Source organism: Polaromonas sp., assembly GCF_029945895.1.
Taxonomy (GTDB): Bacteria; Pseudomonadota; Gammaproteobacteria; order Burkholderiales; family Burkholderiaceae_C; genus Polaromonas.
Genome location: NZ_JAQSDL010000028.1, coordinates 1 through 4,359, shown reverse-complemented (window position 1 = coordinate 4,359; position 4,359 = coordinate 1). Strand labels below are relative to the sequence as shown.

The window sequence follows — 4,359 nt, the reverse complement described above, 5'->3', positions numbered from 1 at the left end:
GTTGCAGCCGGATCATGCGAAAAATCATTTCAATTCCAAGAAGAACAAAAACCAGGGGCAGTGGCGCCAGTGCCCACCATTCGGGGGTGACCAGGGTCTTGATGTTGACGGCGCCCGAGGTGTAGCTCGACCAGGCGGCCTGCGTGCCATACCAGGCAATCACCACGCAGCAGGCAAAACCGATCAGGTCGCCGACCCATTCCAGGGTCCAGGCCAGCCGGGGTGGCAGGGCCTGCAGCATGATGTCCACCCGGATGTGCTGGCCCTGGCGCAGCAGCCAGGGCGCCACACACATGGTGATCAGGTAGAGCATGAGCTCGGAAATTTCGTTGCTCCAGGCCAGGCCTTGCGGCAACCCGGGAATGGGAACATTGCGCAGCGCCACGTCGGCCACGATGATCAGCATCATGGCCATCAGGATGGCGCAGCCGAGCATGGCCAGCGCGCTGAGCGCCCTGCCGTAGTGGGAAGAGAGGCGGTCAATCATGTGTCAAGCCGCCGCAACCAGGGCACGGGCGGAAAAGGGGCCGTGTGCCGGCTGCGGCTGGCCCTTCATTTGGAAAACAGTGGCTTGAAGCGGGCGGCGATGTCCGGGCTTTGTTTGGCCGCACCGGCCCAGCCGATGTCGTAAGCCTTGTCGCGGAAGGCCTTGGACGTGGCGGCATCAAACTTGATGGTCTGGATGCCGGCTGCCTGCTGGCGGGCGGTTTCGGTGGTGGTGTACTGGGCCCAGAAGGTGTTTTCGGCTTCGAGCGCGAGTAGCTGCTTTTGCAGGTAGTTGCGCTGCGTGTCGGTGAGCTTTTTGTACGCCGGCAGGTTCATGATCAGCGAGACTTCGGCGTCATAGAAGCCTGGGTCGATGCGGAACTTGGTTTTTTCATGCCAGTTCAAATCAAATATGCCGCCGATCGGCCAGCCATAGCCGTCAACCACGCCGCGCTCGAGTGCCGTGTAGACCTCGCCTGGTGGCGTGGTGATGACGTTGGCATTGAGCGCCTGGAAGAAGTCGCGGTACACCGGGGTGATGCGGATCTTCTGGCCGGTCAGGTCGGGCTTGTCGACCTTTTTGTTGGTGTAGATGTGAAAGGGCTGGTTCTCGACCATGCGGGCCAGGTACTGCATGTTGCCCTTCTCGTTCCAGACCTTGTTGATCGCGTCGAAGGCGCCGTTCTTGCGCTGTTCGGCCACCGGGATCTGGGTGAGCTTGAGGAAGTCGGCCTCGGGCATCACGTTGGTGTAGAAGGCGCCAGTGTTCAGTGCCATGTCGACGACGCCGGTTTTCACCGCATTGCCGGCCTCAAAGGTCGGGATGGCTTTCGGGCCGCCGAGGAAGTTGATCTGCAGCACGCCCTTGCCTTCGGCGTTGACCTTGTTGATCCAGGGCTGCAGGCGCTGCACGTAAATGCCGTTTTCGGCAAACGCACTGACAAGGCGCAGCGTGACTTCCTGGGCGGCGACGCCGCCCGAAAAGCTGGCGGCAACCAGCACGGCCGAAACCGTCCTGACGGTGTTTGAAAAGCTGAGTTTCATGGGGCTTGTCTCCTGTTCATGGTTTGTTATCGATGATCCGCTCTGCACAAAATCCCGTCAATGCGGGCAACTGCCACTCTTGCGCCGTTGACCTACACCGTCGCCAGCATCTGTTCCAGCGCCTTGCCGCTGTCGTCGGCCAGCGCGGCCTGGCTCAGGGCCTGCAAGGTTTGCGCCCCCTGCGGCTGGGTCTGGAGGTGCGGCAGCTTGGCCATCACACGCTGGTAGCTGCGCCAGCCGCGCTCATGGGTGTCGCCGTAGCCCTTGACCAGGCGCTGCGAGCGAGCCACTTCCAGCGCCAGCGCCGGGTGGATCGGCGCCAGGCTTTCTATGCTGGCCAGCCAGCCGCTGATGCGCTGCTGCTCGACCTGAAAACGCAGTGAGCGCGGGCGCAGCGGCCGCAGTGCGGCAATCGTGTAGAGCAGCAGGTAGCCGCGTATCGAGCTGGTCTGCACGATGCGGCCCTTGCGCGTGAAAGGCTCGACGCAGGCGCGTGCCCACGGCGTGGCCAGCAGCCAGCGTCCCAAACCTGCCGGCAAGGTGTCGGCAATTTCCTCGACACGCGGATGCAGGAACTCGTTGATGCCCAGGTGCTGGCTGCTGCTCAATTTGACTTCGCCGCCGACGCGCGCAAACCGCGAGCGCCTGGTTTTCAGGTCGGCCACACGCACGGTGTCTTCGTAGGACATCCAGAGTGCCAGATGGCGCGCGGTTTCGTCCAGCAGCTCGGCCGCCAGCGCAGGCTCGGCCGGCAGGCGGGCCAGCAGCGGCCGCAGGCGGTCCAGGTAGCTCGCGGCGTAGGCCACATCCTGGTAGTCGGCAGCGCGCACAATGCCGGCGGCCAGCGTCGCGTGGCTGCTGGCCGGAAAGTCCTGCTGAATACGCTGTGCCAGGGCTGCGAGCCGCGCGCCTACCGGGGGCATGGGTGTGGCGGCCGGCAGGGATGCAGCGGCGGCAGGCGGTGCCAGCGTTTGCTGCGCCACGGCAAAACCTGCCGCAAACGCCTTCAGGCTGGAGGTGACGCCGACGCCGCCGCGCGTGATGGTGGCTTCGAACTGTTCGCGGGTAAAAGGCAGGCGGGCGGTGGCGGCCAGCGCGCCATACAGGGTGGGGCTGATCAGGCTGCCGGTGGCTTCGGCCAGCTGGGCAAAGTCGGCGCTGACGAAATGCCGGGCCGCGGCGCGCCCGCCTTCGAGCAGCTTGTCCGAGCTGACGCGGCCGTCGCCCATGGCGGTGCGCTCGGTCATGGAATACACGCGGTGCGTCGAGGCCACAAAGGTGGTGCGGTTCGCCGTCACCAGGCCGCGCTGCAGCGCGCGGCCGGCTTCCATCAGTTCCGAGGCAATCACGATGTCGACCTCGCCAGGGACCGGGCTCAGCGCCATGACAGGCATGCGGCCCGCAGGCACCGCCGCTTCGGGGAACATCTCGAGGTAATACACGGTGGCGCCGGTGCGCTGCGCCACGCCGGGCACCGAGGTGGTCTGCGCGAAGTAACCGTTCTGCTCGGCCAGGTCCACCAGCCAGTCGGCCAGCACGCCACCGCCTTCACCGCCCATGGCGAGGATGGCAATGGTGATTGAACGAGCCCCCACATTTGTCACTCCGTGTACTGCACTGCCCCCCGAGGGGGCGCTCGCGACTTGGGGCGCCCCGGCGGCGCTCAGTGCGGGACTGCCCGATGTCAGTAGTGTTCCCGTCATGCGGCTATTCCCTCAAGCCGGCGCTCGATGCGGTTTTGCAACCAGCCGATGACTGCGGTGCGCAGCTTCAGCTTGAAGCTGTCCCAGGCGGTCGGGTTGTTGATGATCTCAGCGCGGTAAAACGAAGGGCAGAGCACCGCAGCGTGCGCCACTTCCCCGCACAGGCCGCAGCCTACACAACTGTCGATCACCGTGGCAATCGGGTCGCGCCGCAGTGGGTCGGGGTTGGGTTTGATGGTCAGCGAGGGGCAGCCCGAGAGCCGGATGCACGAGTGGTCGCCGGTGCAGGTGTCGGGGTCGATGCCGAAACGTTCGCGCACCACACGCTCGCCGCCGGCAATCCTCTTGCGGATCTGCGGCTTGACGCGGCGCTGGCGGTTCAGCATGCACTCGCTTTGCGCAATGATGACCTTGGGGCCTTTTTCTTTCGTGGTCAGTGCTTCGCGCAGGGTGTCGCGCATCTGCGTCAGGCTGTAGGTGTTGGTCACCGTTTTGGCCCATTTCACGCCGACGCCGCGCACCGCTTTCTCGATCGGGTTGTTGGTGCTGCGCAGCGGGTTGACCGCCTTGGACGACAGCACGTCCTGCCCGCCGGTGGCGGCCGAGTACCCGTTGTCCACCACCAGCAGCACGTTGTCGGTCTGGTTGAACACCGCATTGCCGACGCCGCTGGTCAGCCCGTTGTGCCAGAAGCCGCCGTCGCCCATCATGGCAATCGTGCGCTTGGAGGTTTCAGTCGTGTTGAAGGCCGAGGCGCCGGCCCAGCCCAGGCCGTAGCCCATGGTGGTGGCGCCGATGTTGAAGGGTGGCAGGATGGAAAACAGGTGGCAGCCGATGTCGCAGCTCACATGGTGCTGGCCGAGCTCGCGCTCAAGCAGCTTCATCGCAGTGAAGATGGGGCGCTCGGGGCAGCCGGTACAAAACGAAGGCGGGCGAGCCTGCACTTCGGCGGAGGCGGCCTGGATCGCAAAGGCCTTGGGGTTGCCGTCCAGCAGCGCCAGGCCGGTGGCCGCGGGGCGCGCCGCCAGCGGCAGTTCCCGGCCTTCCAGCAGCTCGGGTGCGTAGATGGCAATGAAGCGGGCCAGGCCCTTGAGCACCACGCCGCCGGTGTATTCGCCGGCCATGG

At 65.3% G+C, this 4,359-nt stretch carries 4 protein-coding genes; all 4 read right to left on the bottom strand.

Features of this window, described 5'->3' with window-relative positions; translation table 11 throughout:
• The coding region (locus tag PSV33_RS03230; RefSeq protein ID WP_300558644.1) for a TRAP transporter small permease at positions 1-487 on the bottom strand (487 nt) is incomplete at its 3' end.
• 65 nt (positions 488-552) lie between these two features.
• Entirely contained in the window at positions 553-1,530 is a 978-nt protein-coding gene (dctP, locus tag PSV33_RS03225) for a TRAP transporter substrate-binding protein DctP (protein ID WP_300558641.1), read from the bottom strand.
• Between the two features lie 92 nt (positions 1,531-1,622).
• A complete protein-coding gene (locus tag PSV33_RS03220) occupies positions 1,623-3,134 on the bottom strand; it encodes an indolepyruvate oxidoreductase subunit beta family protein (RefSeq protein ID WP_300558638.1) in 1,512 nt (503 codons plus the stop codon).
• A gap of 95 nt (positions 3,135-3,229) precedes the next feature.
• A partial coding sequence (locus tag PSV33_RS03215) for a thiamine pyrophosphate-dependent enzyme (RefSeq protein WP_300558636.1) occupies positions 3,230-4,359 on the bottom strand: 1,130 nt, incomplete at its 5' end.